We start from the raw sequence: 13,343 nt of genomic DNA, 5'->3' as shown, positions 1-13,343 counted from the left end.
TCCGCGTAGGGTTGTCGTTGCCCTGTCAGGGGTTTCCCTGACATTTGACCCGGACAGAATTTGAAAGGAATCGGCAAGTGGCATATCGAAATCACGGCCGCCGATCGCGGCTTGTGTTGAATGACCCGCCGCCGTCTGGAAAGGCCGGTCCTGCACGTGTCAACGATGCGCTCCACGCCTATCGGGTGGAGCTGTCGTTGGAGGCGTCGGGCCTGATGTTCGTAGCCCTCGTGCACGCGCCGCATCCCGACGTCGCTGCTAGAAATGCTGGCCGTCGGATAGCCGAGGTCATCAAGGAGGGGCATTTCATCACGAAGATTGATGTGTCGCTCGTGGACGACGAGTCGTCGCTTCCCGCGCAGAGGCGGGAGGAAAGCTCGTGCTGAACGGCGAATTGGAATCGGGCGAGATAGTGGTTCTTTGGGAGACGCTTGTCCTGTGGGGGATTGCTCCGCCCGAGGAGTGGGTGATCACAGTTCGCCCGGCTCGGTTCGAGGCGGATCGTACGCCGCTGGACTTCGAGGTAGGGCACTACTCGGCGCATGACTACCGGGCCTTTCTGGACGGTGAGCTGGTGTTCGTTGTTGTCGTGGCCGAGGTCTTCGAGGGAGACGTCAGCCTGGCCCAAGTCGAGGTCGACGGGTTGGGGTGGCGCCCGGACAACCAGAAGCCTCAGTACGTCGGTGATGCCGATGTCGACGGGCTGCTGTCCTACGAGGACCTCCGGGAACTGGTTAGCGATGTTCTCGCGAGTGCTGAGCGGGAGGTCGGCGCATGAGGTCGGGTCAGTTGGAAGCGGGGGAGCAGATCGTTTCGGCCGAGGAACTGGCGGGTTGGGAGCTGTCTGTCCCGATTGACTGGACGGTGACGATTCGGCCGGACCGGATCGACTCGATCACGACACCGCTGGGTTTCGGGCTCGGGGCGTACACCGCTCACGATTACTACGCCTGGTTGCAGAAGCGGTTGGTGTTCGTCGTGGTGACGGCCGAGGTCTACAGCCCGCGGGGGACGTCGATGGCTTCCGACGAAATCATGGGCGTGGAGTGGCGTCCGGAGCATCGCATTCCGCGTGTGGTGCGCCCTGGCGAGGCCAATGTGGACGAGTTGCTGTCCGGCAAGGAACGCGAGCTTCTGGTCACCAACGCGGTGCTGCAATCGCGTCAGCAGGGGGAGAGTCGATGACTGGGCAGGCGAAGCCGGTGCTGTACGGGATGCGGGCGAGGGTCTTGCGGCCCTGGCCGGTTGTTCGGCGGGACGCGAGCCGGTTGATCAGCGGGAATCCGGAGGTCTGGGAGGTGTTCGTGGTGGGCGATGGTGTCCCGCGTTCGCGGCCGGTCCGTCCGAACATGCCGTTGGTGCTGCTGTACGTGGTGGCAGGCGACATCGTGACGCGTCCGGCGGACCGGTGCCCGCCGGATCGCAACGGCTACATGGCCAGCGGGGCGTACGTCGTGCACTCCAGTTGTTATGAGGACTGGATCGGCTTCTTCGGGCATTCGCTCCCGATCCCGCTGCACGACTACATGGATCGGAGGCGGGACGCGAGATGACGACCTTGCACAGCAAAGTGACGGTCGACAACTACGCCGAGGTTCTGGCGTTGGCCGAGGCCGCCGTGAAACCTGCTGAGGAGAAGCGGGACAGGTTGAAGGCGAGGTACGAGGGGCGCACGGCGCCGCGTTCGGAGGTCGAGACCGATCCGGCCAGTGCCTTCCGTCGCAAGACTGCGAGGCAGGCCAGGAAAGCGGAGACGAAGTTCGACTTGGACATGGAGGCGTACAAGGCGTACGACGCGGCAGAACAGGAGTACAAGAGCTGTCTGTCCCGGGTGGAGTGGCTGCGCAAGGTGGCGCCCGTCCCGTACACGGAGGAGGAGCTGAGGGCGGCGACCGCCGTGCGCCTCGACGACGGGTGGTACCGGCTGGTCAGGGTCAACAAGGTCACCGTCAGCGTGGAAGCGGGGTTTCCGTGGCCGCTGAAGTACAAGCGTGACCGCATCTTGGAAGTCCGTCCTCGGGAGGTGGCGGAATGACCGGCGAGAACCAGGACATGGTGGAGGTGGGCCGCCAGGCGTACCTGGAGGGCGAGTCGGGTTCGCCGTGGCTCAATGCCGCTGTCCGTGCCGCGATCGGCGATCGACCGGTCGGTACGGGCGCGATCGAGATCATGAAGGACTTCCGGCAGGGCTGGACTGAGGCGTTGTTGGCCAACGAGGTCGCGGTCCACTTCGAATCGCCCCAGTCCCCGGGAAGTGCGGCGTGCGCGAGCAGGGCAGCCGATCCGGAGGTGACGGCGAACCCGCGGGCGGTCAACTGCTGGCCGTGCAGGGAGACGGAGGACTGGCGGTCCTGGATGGACGAGGCGCTGTTCGCCGACGAGCTGCGCGAGGCCACCGAGACCGAGCCGGACAAGATCGTGATCCTGCGGGAGGTGCGGGACAAGTTCGTGGGACGCAAGATCGAGGGCGTTGTCCTCGATCCGCAGACCGCGAACGCGATCATCACGGTCTACGAGATGCTGAAGCCGGAGCTGCGGGCGAAGTTCGTGGCGCGGCCCATCCTGGTGATGGCGCGGGTGGCGTGGAAGCTGGTACGCCCCTGCTGATCATCCTGTAAGGACGGAGCCCCGGTCGCGTGGCGGCCGGGGCTCCGTCGTGTTCACCGTCTGCCGGAAATGCTGGTCGAGGCCGAGTTCCCCCGACCGGATTAACTGGCGGAATTCAAGGCAAGAGTTTATTTCAGGAATTCTTTAGGTCATTAGAGGTATATCACTCTGCGCGCTCGCACGACAGCACAGGATTGAATCACAGTTGACGGCGCTTTGTGGTTTTTCCTGTGTTGACGGGGCGGCGCGATCATGCTTACGGTGGCGTCCGCATTCGACGAACAACCGCGCACCACGCAGAAGCCCATTTCCTGCCGACCGCTGCGCTTCCGAGTGAGATGAAAGGGCACTCCCGCATGGTCACTGTGCGCGTACGCAGCTTGGCTGCGCTGCTGGAACGTACGCAGGCTGCCGGTTCTCAGCGGCAGCTCGCGAATGCGGTGGGCATCAGCCCCACCGCGATCAACCTTCTGATTCAGGGCAAGCGGTCCACGGTCAGGCTGGACACTGCGGCCGGTATCGAAGACGCCCTCGGGGTCCCCCGGGGCAGTCTGTTCGTGTTCACCGATCTCGCGCTGGTCGCCCCGTACGCCCGCGAAGGCGCTGATGCCGCATGAACGACACCAGCGTCAATCGTGAGTGGACGGAGCGGTTCTACGCCGAGCGCGGCCTGACCTTGTCCGACGGCGAATGGACCGCCATCAAACGCACGGTCGACGCCGCCCCGCACTGGCCGAGCGAGCAGATACGAGACATCGCCGCCCTGTTCCGGCCGATCCCGGCGCCGCCCGCCGGTACCCCGAGCACGCGGACTCGCCCAGATACCCGTCCGCGTTCCCGGCGAGCGGAACGCGCGGCCTAACCGCCGGGCCGCGCAGGTGCGCCCGCCCCGCAGCGAACGCCCCCATTCCGTCGGGGCGGGCGCACTACTCCACCCTCACGATTCGAAAGGCAATCCACTATGGCCGAACGCCCAACGCACGCGCTCATCGTGCGCCCGGCCCTGGTCGAGGCGCCCTTGTGGCTGGTCTGGCGGCTGGCCCACGTCGCCCGCGCGGTCCTGGACGCGCTGTCCACCCGGGCCGCCGCTCGCCTCGACCACTACCGCGACGCCCCGCCCGAGCAGCGACGCCTCGCCCTGGCCACGGCCGTGACGGCCGTGCTGTTCCTGGGGCTGGCCGTGTCCACCGTCTCCATCCTCGTCTGAAAGGGACTTAGCCGATGCCGTGCACCGCAGAACACCTGGACATCGCGGAAATGCGTGACCAGCACGACCCGGACACACCGCTGTTCAACGCGCTTGTGGCCGAGTACGACGCCGAGGTCATCGACGACCTGGGCACGGGATGGCCGCCGGTGACGACCGTGCCCAACGAGCAGGCCGAGCCCGACCAGACACCCGGACAGGACCCGGAACCGAAGGAGGTGGGAACCGAAGGAACCGGCGACACGACGGAGCCCGTCCCCGACCCGGCTCCAGCGCCCGCCGAGTAGGTCCCTCCGGTCCCCACCGGCTTCCAGTATTCCCGCCCCGTTCTCGGAGAGACAGTGAACCCCGACCAGCCCAGCTCGCCGCGGTCATCCCCACTGGATGCCAAGCGCAGCGTGCCCCTCGACCTTCATGCGGACCTCGTCCGGAGCTGGCACGACGCCCGAGCCACCTTCGGCCGGGCACGAGCCACTGTGGACCGTATCGAGGCCGAACTGCTCGCACTGCTCGGCGATGCCGACGTCGGCACCCTCGGCGGTCTGCCGGCGGTTGAGCGCGAGATCGAGAAGCGAACGGGTATCGACCTGCCCCGCCTGCGCCGTGAGTGTCCCGAACTGGTGGACCAGTACCGCGTTCTTCGCCGCCGCCCCGTCTTGAAGTTCCCCCGTCACCGAAGGATCAACCCGTGATGCTCAGCCTGCGCATCGTCGCCCTACTGCTGCTGTCCCGCCTGCTGATCATGGACCTGGACACCGCCCGCGACTGGTGGGGCTGGACCACAGTCGGGCTCGACGTCCTGATCGGACTGATGATCTACGCCGATCGCGAGCCGGAACGTCCGGCCGAACAGGACGCCCGGTCATGACCGCCACCGAGGTCGACGGGATCGCCGTCGTCGCCGACGAACCACGCAAGGCGCCGTTCCGGGACAAGGCCGGGAACACGATCTACCAGCCACAGACCCGCGTGCTCACGCTCGCGAACGGCACGATCGTCTACGGCTGCCTGCACTGCTCGTACACCTCGACGAACCCGAACTCGGTGCGCCCGCACCTGGCCCGGCACAACAGCCGCCGCAAGACCAACGGCCCGGACAACTCGCTCAACCTCCCGCTGGCCGAACTCATGGCCCGGCTGGACAAGCTCGCCGCGGTCACCGAGGACCGCGACGCCTGGAAGTCCCGCGCGCTCAACGCGGAGCGGCGGCTCAAGCAGTTGCGCACCGCGCTGGGGGTGCCGGAGTGATGGACGCCGAGCTGGAGCTGACCGAGGACGACGTGCGCTGTCCGTCCTGTTCGTCCGTCCACTTCCTCGGCGTCGAGATTTTCGGTGTCTACGACGGCGTTCTCTACTGGGAATGCGGCGGCTGCGGTCACCGCTGGCACCGCTTCCCCGCCGGGCATCACCTCCACGGCCGGGCCGTCCCGTACCTCGCCGAACCCGAGCCCATGCCCGCCCGGCACGGGGCCGCCTGCTAACCGGCGCCCCGGTCACCCACTGAATTCCCTGCCACAGAAAGGAACCCGCGTGTCGGTCAAACTCGCACCCGCGCTCCCCGCCGATGACCGCAACGGAATGCCCGCGATCGCCTCGTCCCTGGTCGAACGCCCCGACGATGTGCACGTCGCTGTCCTGCTTGTCCGGACCAAGGAGATCCGCACCAACGCGAGGACCGGAGACGTCGTGCCCACCGCTGAGGTGCTGGCCTGCGAGGCGTTCACCGGCGTCACCGCCGACGCCGCCACCCTGCACCGGCTCCTGCGCCGCCAGCACGAGCGCCGTACCGGCAAGGTCGAACTCCCGCTGGAACTCGAGGAAGCCATCGACGCCCTGCGTCCCCACGACGAGGACACCTCGGCGGCCGACGACGAGCCGGGGTCCGGGCAATGAGCGCCGATCCGCGAGCCCGGCCAGGGCCGCCCTACCCGATGCCCCCGGCCGGGGTGTGCCAGTTCTGCGGGCACCCGGCCGTGTCGTTCTGGCCGGGCCGCTACGTCGACCACGGCCGGGTCCTGTGCACGCGCACGGCCATCCGGCGAGCTCACCGGTCCGCGCGCGGCCGTAGGGGAGTGGCCGCGTGAGCGAGTACACGCCCCCGATACGCCGGAAGAACCACGGCAAGGGCCACTCCTACGTGGACGCCCACGGCCTGAAAGTCCCCGGGGTCACGACGATCCTGTCCGACGGCGTCCCGAAACCGGCGCTGATCAACTGGGCGGCGAAGACGACCGCGGAGTACGCGATCGATCATTGGGACGAGTTGGGCGAGATGTCGTTGTCGACCCGGCTGGCGAAGCTGAACGGGGCACGGTTCGCCGACCGCGACGCCGCCGCCCGCCGGGGCACCGAGGTCCACGGGCTCGCCGAGCGGCTGGTCGCGGGGGAGGAGGTCGAAGTGCCGGACGCGTTGGCCGGGCATGTCGAAGCCTATGTGGACTTCCTCGACCGGTTCGACGTCGAACCGGTGCTCGTGGAGTTCGTGGCGGTGTCGCACTCCTTCGGCTGGGCCGGGACCGGTGACCTGATCGCCGATTTCCCGACGCTGGGCAAGCGGCTGCTGTGCGACATCAAGACCACACGGTCCGGGGTGTTCGGGGAGACGGCGTGGCAGCTCGCCGGGTACCGCTACGCCGATGCCTACGTGGACAGCGACGGCCACGAGCAGCCCATGATCGAGGTGGACGGCTGCGCGGTGATCCACGTGCGCGCCGACGGCGCCGACCTGTACCCGATGACCGCCGGGCCGGACCAGCTTCGCGAGTTCCGGTACATCCGCGAGGTTTCCCGCGCCTGCGCACGCTCCCGCGACTACGTGGGGGAGGTGATCCTCCCGCCCGCGCTCCAGCAGGCCGGATAGCCCGACCGCCCCGCGAACACCCCTTGACGTTCACCGTTTTGCGCTCCACGCAGAAGCCCATTGCCTGCCGGTCGCTGCGCACCAAGCAGACCGAGGCAGCACATGAGCGAGCTTCAGCGCGTCGACGCGCACCAGCAGGTTTCCCGGCCACAGCACGAAGTCACCGCACCGACCACATTGGACCAATGGGTCCTCGTCGTCCGCGACGTGTCCAAACTGGCTACCCAGATCGCCGATACCCCGTTCGTCCCGGAGGGGATGCGCGGCAACCCGGCCGCCGTCACCGCCGCCATTCTGACCGGCCGCGAAATGGGCCTCGGCCCGATGACGAGCCTCCAGCACATCCACGTCGTGAAAGGAAAACCCGGCAAGTCGGCCGAGATCATGCGCGGCATGGCGCTGGCCGCCGGGCACCACCTGCGCGACGTCGAAGTCACCGACACCCGCGTAGTCCTGGAAGGACGGCGACGCGACGAAGAGACCTGGACCCGAGTCACCTTCACCGCGGACCAGGCGCGGCGCGCGAAAATCGACCTCGGCGGCTACCCCGAGGACAAGCTGTACGCGCGCGCGACCACGAGGTTGTGCCGCCGGAAGTTCGCCGACGTGGTGGGCGGGATCGCCCTGACCGTCGACGAGCTGGAGGACGCCGACGACCTGGACCCCGCCAGGGCCACCCTGACGGCCCCACCCGGCCCGGCCGAGCCCCAGGCACCGCAACCCGCGAAACGCACCGCAAAACGCCGTACAGCCCCGAAAAACGGTGCCCCCAAGGCCAAGGTCACCCCCACCGACAGCAGTCCGCCCGACCCCACCGCCGAACCCGACCGGGCCGCGCCACCTCCGTCCCTGCCCGGCGACGACGACCACCCCGCCACACCCGATCCCACCGACGCTTCCGGTGATGACGCGGGGGAGGCCCCGGCCACGCGCTCGCAGCTCGACAAGTTGCACGCCCAGCTCGGTGACCTCGACGTGGACGCTCGCGGGGACAAGCTCACCGTCGTCGGGCAGCTCGTGCAACGAACGCTCACCTCATCCAACGACCTGACGAAATTGGAGGCCACACAAGCGATCGACATCCTCGCCCGGGTCCTCGACAGCGACGAGCCCAAACGGACGCTGGACGCGGTGCTCGGCGAGCTGGAGTCCTGACCGGCCATGCCGTGGTTCAAAGTGGACGACAAGTTTCACTCGCACAACAAGGTCCGCAAGGTCCTAGCGGAAGACCCCGCCGCCCTCGCCCTCTGGGTAGTCGCTGGCTCGTGGTCGTCGGACAACCTCACCGACGGGTTGATCCCAGACCATCAGCTCCCGTGGCTGTTCCCGTCAGGTGCGGACGAGCTGGCCCGGAAGCTAGTGGCCGCGCGGCTGTGGCGGCGAGTGCGCGGAGGCTACGAGTTCCACGAGTGGCGATCGGACAGCGACGGAACGAAGCGCAACCCCAGCAAGGAAGAAGTAGAGGAAGAACGCCGGAAGAAAGCCGAAGCCGGGCGCAAAGGCGGCTTGGCCAGCGGGAAAGCACGAAGCAAACCGCAAGCACCCGCACAAGCACGTGCTGAAGCGGCTGCTGAACCACCTGCTGGCGAAGTCGTTGAACTCCCGACCCGACCCGACCGGGAGCCCTTACAGGGCTCCCCGGGAGGGCGCGCGAGCGCGCAGGCGCGCGGTGCGCGCTCGACGCCCTCCCCGGCCCGGCCGTCCACACCGGCCAGAGCGTCCCCGTCTGCGGCCCGGTGCGTCGAGCACGAGTTCGACGACGACCCGCCTCGCTGCGGCGCGTGCGAACGCGCCCGCCGCCAGCACGAGCAAGCCGACCACGAACGCCGGATCGACGCCCGGCAAGCGCACCTGCGCACCACCCACGCCGACAAACGCCGCGCCATCGCGAACTGCTCGCTGTGCGACGACACCGGCTATCGGGGCACCGCCGTGTGCGCCCACGACCCCAGCGCCGAAGACCGCGCCGAACGCGGGCGCCGGATCGTCAACGACCTCATGGGATGGACCAGCGACGAACGGACACCACCATGACCACCGACCTCGCACCCTGGCGCGGAACCTGCGCCACCTGCGGCCTCCCGGTCCTGTGGGCCACCACCCCCGCCGGGAGATCCATGCCGGTCAACCCCGCACCGGCGCCCGAACGCGGCAACGTCCTGCTGTCCATCCGAAGTGGACAGCTCGTCGCCGGGGTGCTGCGCCGCAACCAAGCCGCCGGAGCCCGCGACGCCGGACTCCCGCTCTACACCAGCCACTTCACCGACTGCCCCCACGCCAACCAACACCGGAGACCACGATGAACGGCCCCGAGCACTACGCCAAGGCCGAAGAATGCTTCGCCGAATCCGACAGGATCGGCCCAGCCCACGAAGACGCCGGGCTGTGGCTCGACCTCGGCATCGGGCACGCCCTGCTCGCCATCGCCGCCGCGCTGTCCCAGCAGCTCACCGACCCGTACCACGTCAACGGCTGGCGGCCCGTGTGGACGTTCGCAGCCGACATGCCGGCGGAAACCCCCGACGAGGAGAAGGTCGCGTTCGCCGAATGGGGGCCAGCATGAGCACCCTGGATCGGCGCACCCGCGCGGAAATCGGCCGGTCAAGCAACCGGCGCGGCAAGGAAGCCGAACAGGCCGTCGCCCGCTGGCTACGCGAGCACGGCTGGCCCGACGCGCAGCGCACCGTCCGAACGGGCTGGAAAGTCGGCGACCACCAATCCCGCGACCGGGGCGACATCGACGGAACACGCGGACTCTGCTGGCAGGTCAAGACCTCCCGCGACGACTTCACCGACACCCGGGTCCTCGCCGTGCTCGCCGCGACCGCCGATCAAGCCGTCGCCAGCGGCGCCGACTACGGCATCGCCATCGAACGCCGAGCGGGCAAGACCGACCCCGGCCGCTGGTGGGCCTGGATGACCGCGGGCGACCTGTACGCCCTCGCCGAAACCGCCCGAAACCCGTTCGTCCTCGCCGTCCCCCAACCCGTACTCGACGTGCCCGTGCGGCTGCTGCTGCGCGACCTCGTGCCGCTGCTGCACGCCGCCGGATACGGCGCCCCAGCAACAAACCCGACCACGAATGAGGAAGGACCAGCAGCACCATGAACCTCTTGACCAGCGAAGACCTCCCCGAGCCCAGCGAACGCGGCCTCGACGGCGACGCGATGGCCTGGCACATCCACGGCCCGCTCGGCGTCCTCTGGATCCCACCCCGCGAGGACGAGCCCAGCGCGGTCGCACTCGCTATCGGCCCCGCGCTGGTCGTCCTCGACCACGACCTGGCCCGGAAACTCGCCGCCGCCCTGTTCGCCGCCCGCGCTCAGCCCGATCCGGCCACGGAACCGACCGGACATCGCGACGCCACGCCCGCAGCATCCGCAACAGACGCCACCGCGCCCGCAACTCCCGAGTGATGTACATGCCCCGCTCCCGACCATTTTCGCGCCCCGTTTGAGGTCGCGCACCGACGAGCGCCCGTTACACCGTGACCAGCCACACAGGCCGATGACCAGCGACGACACGCCCCGGCCCTCACCACACCACCAGCCAGGAGCCACCCCGTGAACTCCACGACCGACCTGCACCATTGCCGCCGCGGACCCCGCTGCGCAGACTGCGTGCTTGACCCCGACTACCCGACGATCAAGCGCGGCGCACCGATCAACGCGGCCGAAGGCTTGTGCGCGGCCTGCACCCGGCACCTCCACCAGGCCATTGTGGACATGCCCCGGGACTACCTCGACCTCGAAACCGCGCTCACCGGAATCCGCGACGGACTCCGGCAAGTCGTCGCCGGAACACCCGACCCGCCCGTCCCGATCTCGCTGACCATCGAGGCCGCGCAAGCCGAGCTGCTCCACGAAGCGCAGTGCTGGGCCGAATCCGTCGCCGAGGTCCTGGGTATCGACTGGGACACGCAGAACGCGCAGCGCAGCCGCCCCGGCATCGTGCTCGACCGCGCGCAGCGGCTTCTCACCAGCGGCCTGTCCGCGTTCCTCGCCCTGCGCAACGTGATCCACACAGGCTGGACGAACGGGGAATGGACCATCCTCGACCGGGACGGATTGGACGGTGCTCTCGTCCTGATCGACCTGCACCACCGCATCCGAGCCCTGACCGGGCAACGGCGCCTGGTGAACCACCTGCCCGTGCCCTGCCCGCGCTGCGAGCGGCTCGCACTCGGCCGCGAAGACGGGGACGACACGATCACCTGCGCCGCCTGCAATCGCGCCTACACCTGGGAAGAGTACGAGAAGCTGTGCACCCTGCTCGCCGACCGGCGGGAGATCGCGGCGTGAGCCATGATCCGTGGCCGTGGCCCGGCGACAGCCCGCTCGACCGGGCTCGCCGGGTCGCCCGCACCTACCGCGAGGCGCTGCTGCGCGACGCACCCGAGACCTGCGCCGAACTCGACGACCGGTGCCGGGACCTCGGGCAGAGCTGGGTGGTTCCGAAGCCCTTGACCTTCGGGCAGGACGACTTGCTCGACGCCGACGAGGTGGCCGAGATGTGCGACGTGCGGCCGGGCACCGTGCGGCAGTGGCGCCGCCGGGGTTTGCCCACAGTGGACACTGTGGACGGTGTGCGGTACCGCGTAGCCGACGTGCTGGCCTACCACGCCGATCGCCGCATCCGGCGCGCCAACATGGCCGTAAACCCTGATATGACAAGGGATTCTTGATCGACCCCAGTAGCGCGCGAGCCCGTGACTGTACTACCGTGCACAGCAAGCACCCCTATGTCCACATCGGATCGGGTGCACCGGACGCGGAACTCGAACGGCACGGCCGAGAACCGCGCGGACAGTGGCGGGGGCCTCACCAGGCGCTCCGTTCGTCGAATGCGATCGTCAGCGCGGCCCTGCCCGAAACCCGCTCTGAGCGGGTTGTGCGGCCCCCGCCACTGACCACCCCAACACCACGTGAAGCCACAGTGGACACCGCCATGCCCACCAGCCCGCCCCGCGTCTGCCCAACCTGCCGAGCCACCATCCCGCCCGGCCCCTGCTCAACCTGCCGAGCCGAACAACGCCGCGACAGCGACCACCGCCGAGGAACCGCCGCCGAACGCGGCTACGACTGGGACTGGCAGCAGAACCGCGCCGCCTACCTCCGCGAACACCGACTCTGCACCGAATGCAAACGACCAGCCACAGTGGCCGACCACCACCCCGAAACCCGGCGCGCCCTCATCGCCCGCGGGGTACCCGACCCCGACGCCTGGCACCGACTCCGGCCCCTGTGTAAACGTTGCCATGATCGATATACCGCAGAAACGACGCCCGGAGGCTGGAATCTCAATAATCCTCGTCGGCTGAGCTTCGGATAATCTCGCGATATTTACTTCCTGGCGTGGTGTCGAGCGTCCATCCCTGCGGCAATCCACGTGATTTCGATTGATATTTACTTTCGCGTGCTCTGACGAACGATTGTGTAAATTCAAACTTGTTCCGCGTGTCAGTTGTAGGCGGGTCAAACATGGGAGTTGAATCAAACTTCACGCCCTGGAATAGTGTCGGAGGTGCGAATTTGACGCGGCGAAAGTCTGCTGTCCCCTTGAAAAGGGTGTCGCCAAACTCTATAACTTCCGAAGTGGAGCCATAGAAATCGACGAAATCTTCGAATACTGTACCGTAGTAAGTTGAAGTCCCACTAAAACTTGCTTGTCTGAAGTCTGCTCTCATGTCGAATATTGCATTTGAGAAGTGGACTCTATTAAATTGCGCCAGTCGAAATTGGGCCTCATGTGTGAAGTGGGTTGCATGGAACCCGGCTACGTCCGAGAAACTGCACTCGGTAAAGTTTGCGTGGCTGGTAAATTCGGCTTTCGTCCAAAAGCAGGTACCGTTGAATTTTGCTCCAACGAACGACGCTGATCCAAATAGTGAGCCCTCGAACACCGTTTCTCCGTCGAATGACGCATTGTCGAAGTCGCACGACAGTGTGGTGCTTAGTCTTAGATCAAAGTCCAACAAGTGTGCGCCCCGGAGATTTAAGCTTATGTTTTCCCAGTAAGTCGATTCTATGGCGGAACAAAGATGTCGCCGAAGAATCTTCTGGGCTGTTTCTCGAACGTCCCACTCGCTCTCTCCGTCATCGGCTGTCACGGAAGCGCGCAGGTAAGCGCATATTCGGTCAACGACGGTCTGGCGTAGAGCCGGATGTGACTGCGCCAGGCGCTCAAGGTCTGTTAGGCCCCCAATGCGCACAGATGGACGGTCGCTACCTAATTGCTCGCTAGCTTTGGAAGACAGGTCCGTGATCTGTCGAGCGATCGCGTCTTGGCGCAACGCTTCATCGGCGGCCATCTGTCTCGTTAGGAGCGCTTCGGCGTGGCGGCGATTGTGATCGTCGGCAGCGAGCTGCCGCTGATGCTCGCGCTCGCTCAGGGAAATTCGGCGAGCTCCTAGCCATGTCGCATAGATTGCCAAGACGCCTGCGCCGATTTTCCAGCCAACCTCAAAAGCGCCGCGGACTTCGGGAGTGCTGCGCCACAGCCAGTACGTTACCGCGGCGGCCACAGTGATGCTGCCCAGCGCAGCAACCCACATCCAGCGTGGATTCGGCGCCTTGGTTGGTGGCGGTGGCTGCACCTGCGGCACTGGTGACGGTGTATCCGAGTCCTCGTTGTCCTCCCTCATTGGACAATCACAGCACAGTCCCGAGC

The 13,343-nt window shown here is 67.1% G+C and carries 25 protein-coding genes; 23 read left to right on the top strand and 2 right to left on the bottom strand.

Annotation, left to right across the window (positions count from 1 at the left end; all coding sequences use genetic code 11):
* Positions 1–77 precede the first annotated feature (77 nt).
* The 10 genes from HUW46_RS10935 (at position 78) to HUW46_RS10890 (ending at position 4,101) form a co-directional block, all read left to right on the top strand.
* Complete coding sequence (locus HUW46_RS10935; RefSeq protein WP_215547163.1) at positions 78–386, top strand: hypothetical protein; 309 nt, start codon at positions 78–80, stop codon at positions 384–386.
* Positions 380–778, top strand: a complete 399-nt coding sequence (locus HUW46_RS10930; RefSeq protein WP_215547162.1) for a hypothetical protein — start codon at positions 380–382, stop codon at positions 776–778. Before HUW46_RS10935 ends, HUW46_RS10930 begins: the two co-directional genes overlap by 7 nt.
* Positions 775–1,185, top strand: coding sequence for a hypothetical protein (locus HUW46_RS10925; protein ID WP_215547161.1), 411 nt, complete (start codon positions 775–777; stop codon positions 1,183–1,185). The genes HUW46_RS10930 and HUW46_RS10925 overlap by 4 nt, the downstream gene beginning before the upstream one ends.
* Positions 1,182–1,553 (top strand): hypothetical protein, encoded by a 372-nt coding sequence (locus HUW46_RS10920; RefSeq protein WP_215547160.1) that lies wholly within the window; start codon positions 1,182–1,184, stop codon positions 1,551–1,553. The genes HUW46_RS10925 and HUW46_RS10920 overlap by 4 nt, the downstream gene beginning before the upstream one ends.
* A gap of 17 nt (positions 1,554–1,570) precedes the next feature.
* Entirely contained in the window at positions 1,571–2,035 is a 465-nt protein-coding gene (locus HUW46_RS10915) for a hypothetical protein (protein ID WP_215547159.1), read from the top strand.
* Positions 2,032–2,607 carry a hypothetical protein gene (locus tag HUW46_RS10910; RefSeq protein ID WP_215547158.1) on the top strand — a complete coding sequence of 192 codons (576 nt, stop codon included), beginning with the start codon at positions 2,032–2,034 and terminating at the stop codon, positions 2,605–2,607. Before HUW46_RS10915 ends, HUW46_RS10910 begins: the two co-directional genes overlap by 4 nt.
* A 356-nt stretch (positions 2,608–2,963) precedes the next feature.
* A complete protein-coding gene (locus tag HUW46_RS10905; RefSeq protein ID WP_215547157.1) occupies positions 2,964–3,224 on the top strand; it encodes a helix-turn-helix domain-containing protein in 261 nt (86 codons plus the stop codon).
* The gene (locus HUW46_RS10900) at positions 3,221–3,469 is read left to right on the top strand and encodes a hypothetical protein (RefSeq protein ID WP_215547156.1); all 249 of its coding nucleotides are present in this window, start codon (positions 3,221–3,223) and stop codon (positions 3,467–3,469) included. The genes HUW46_RS10905 and HUW46_RS10900 overlap by 4 nt, the downstream gene beginning before the upstream one ends.
* A gap of 99 nt (positions 3,470–3,568) precedes the next feature.
* Positions 3,569–3,814, top strand: a complete 246-nt coding sequence (locus HUW46_RS10895) for a hypothetical protein (protein ID WP_215547155.1) — start codon at positions 3,569–3,571, stop codon at positions 3,812–3,814.
* Positions 3,815–3,828: 14 nt separating this feature from the next.
* Positions 3,829–4,101 carry a hypothetical protein gene (locus tag HUW46_RS10890; RefSeq protein ID WP_215547154.1) on the top strand — a complete coding sequence of 91 codons (273 nt, stop codon included), beginning with the start codon at positions 3,829–3,831 and terminating at the stop codon, positions 4,099–4,101.
* Between the two features lie 84 nt (positions 4,102–4,185).
* Here the strand turns inward: HUW46_RS10890 and HUW46_RS10885 are convergent, their stop codons facing one another.
* Positions 4,186–4,488: a hypothetical protein gene (locus HUW46_RS10885; RefSeq protein ID WP_215547153.1), complete on the bottom strand. Its 303-nt coding sequence runs from the start codon at positions 4,486–4,488 to the stop codon at positions 4,186–4,188.
* A 14-nt stretch (positions 4,489–4,502) separates the two neighbouring features.
* Between HUW46_RS10885 and HUW46_RS10880 the strand changes: the two genes are divergently transcribed.
* The 13 genes from HUW46_RS10880 (at position 4,503) to HUW46_RS10820 (ending at position 11,358) form a co-directional block, all read left to right on the top strand.
* Entirely contained in the window at positions 4,503–4,682 is a 180-nt protein-coding gene (locus HUW46_RS10880) for a hypothetical protein (protein WP_215547152.1), read from the top strand.
* Positions 4,679–5,062, top strand: coding sequence for a hypothetical protein (locus HUW46_RS10875; RefSeq protein ID WP_215547151.1), 384 nt, complete (start codon positions 4,679–4,681; stop codon positions 5,060–5,062). The genes HUW46_RS10880 and HUW46_RS10875 overlap by 4 nt, the downstream gene beginning before the upstream one ends.
* Positions 5,062–5,295 (top strand): hypothetical protein, encoded by a 234-nt coding sequence (locus HUW46_RS10870; protein ID WP_215547150.1) that lies wholly within the window; start codon positions 5,062–5,064, stop codon positions 5,293–5,295. Before HUW46_RS10875 ends, HUW46_RS10870 begins: the two co-directional genes overlap by 1 nt.
* A gap of 49 nt (positions 5,296–5,344) precedes the next feature.
* Complete coding sequence (locus tag HUW46_RS10865) at positions 5,345–5,707, top strand: hypothetical protein (RefSeq protein ID WP_215547149.1); 363 nt, start codon at positions 5,345–5,347, stop codon at positions 5,705–5,707.
* Positions 5,708–5,894: 187 nt separating this feature from the next.
* Positions 5,895–6,674 (top strand): hypothetical protein, encoded by a 780-nt coding sequence (locus HUW46_RS10860; RefSeq protein WP_215547148.1) that lies wholly within the window; start codon positions 5,895–5,897, stop codon positions 6,672–6,674.
* A 102-nt stretch (positions 6,675–6,776) separates the two neighbouring features.
* Positions 6,777–7,829, top strand: coding sequence for a hypothetical protein (locus HUW46_RS10855; RefSeq protein WP_215547147.1), 1,053 nt, complete (start codon positions 6,777–6,779; stop codon positions 7,827–7,829).
* A 21-nt stretch (positions 7,830–7,850) separates the two neighbouring features.
* Positions 7,851–8,708, top strand: coding sequence for a hypothetical protein (locus tag HUW46_RS10850; RefSeq protein ID WP_215547146.1), 858 nt, complete (start codon positions 7,851–7,853; stop codon positions 8,706–8,708).
* Complete coding sequence (locus tag HUW46_RS10845) at positions 8,705–8,977, top strand: hypothetical protein (RefSeq protein WP_215547145.1); 273 nt, start codon at positions 8,705–8,707, stop codon at positions 8,975–8,977. Before HUW46_RS10850 ends, HUW46_RS10845 begins: the two co-directional genes overlap by 4 nt.
* Positions 8,974–9,237 carry a hypothetical protein gene (locus HUW46_RS10840; RefSeq protein ID WP_215547144.1) on the top strand — a complete coding sequence of 88 codons (264 nt, stop codon included), beginning with the start codon at positions 8,974–8,976 and terminating at the stop codon, positions 9,235–9,237. Before HUW46_RS10845 ends, HUW46_RS10840 begins: the two co-directional genes overlap by 4 nt.
* Positions 9,234–9,782 carry a hypothetical protein gene (locus tag HUW46_RS10835; protein ID WP_215547143.1) on the top strand — a complete coding sequence of 183 codons (549 nt, stop codon included), beginning with the start codon at positions 9,234–9,236 and terminating at the stop codon, positions 9,780–9,782. The genes HUW46_RS10840 and HUW46_RS10835 overlap by 4 nt, the downstream gene beginning before the upstream one ends.
* Entirely contained in the window at positions 9,779–10,090 is a 312-nt protein-coding gene (locus HUW46_RS10830) for a hypothetical protein (RefSeq protein ID WP_215547142.1), read from the top strand. The genes HUW46_RS10835 and HUW46_RS10830 overlap by 4 nt, the downstream gene beginning before the upstream one ends.
* A 204-nt stretch (positions 10,091–10,294) precedes the next feature.
* Positions 10,295–10,975, top strand: a complete 681-nt coding sequence (locus HUW46_RS10825; protein ID WP_215547141.1) for a hypothetical protein — start codon at positions 10,295–10,297, stop codon at positions 10,973–10,975.
* Positions 10,972–11,358 (top strand): helix-turn-helix domain-containing protein, encoded by a 387-nt coding sequence (locus tag HUW46_RS10820; RefSeq protein ID WP_215547140.1) that lies wholly within the window; start codon positions 10,972–10,974, stop codon positions 11,356–11,358. Before HUW46_RS10825 ends, HUW46_RS10820 begins: the two co-directional genes overlap by 4 nt.
* Positions 11,359–11,973: 615 nt before the next feature.
* On the opposite strand, the gene HUW46_RS10815 is transcribed toward HUW46_RS10820, so the two are convergent.
* Positions 11,974–13,278, bottom strand: coding sequence for a pentapeptide repeat-containing protein (locus tag HUW46_RS10815; RefSeq protein WP_215547139.1), 1,305 nt, complete (start codon positions 13,276–13,278; stop codon positions 11,974–11,976).
* Positions 13,279–13,343: the final 65 nt, after the last annotated feature.

It is taken from the genome of Amycolatopsis sp. CA-230715, from assembly GCF_018736145.1.
Lineage (GTDB): Bacteria > Actinomycetota > Actinomycetes > Mycobacteriales > Pseudonocardiaceae > Amycolatopsis.
This window is presented reverse-complemented; position numbering and strand designations above follow the sequence as displayed.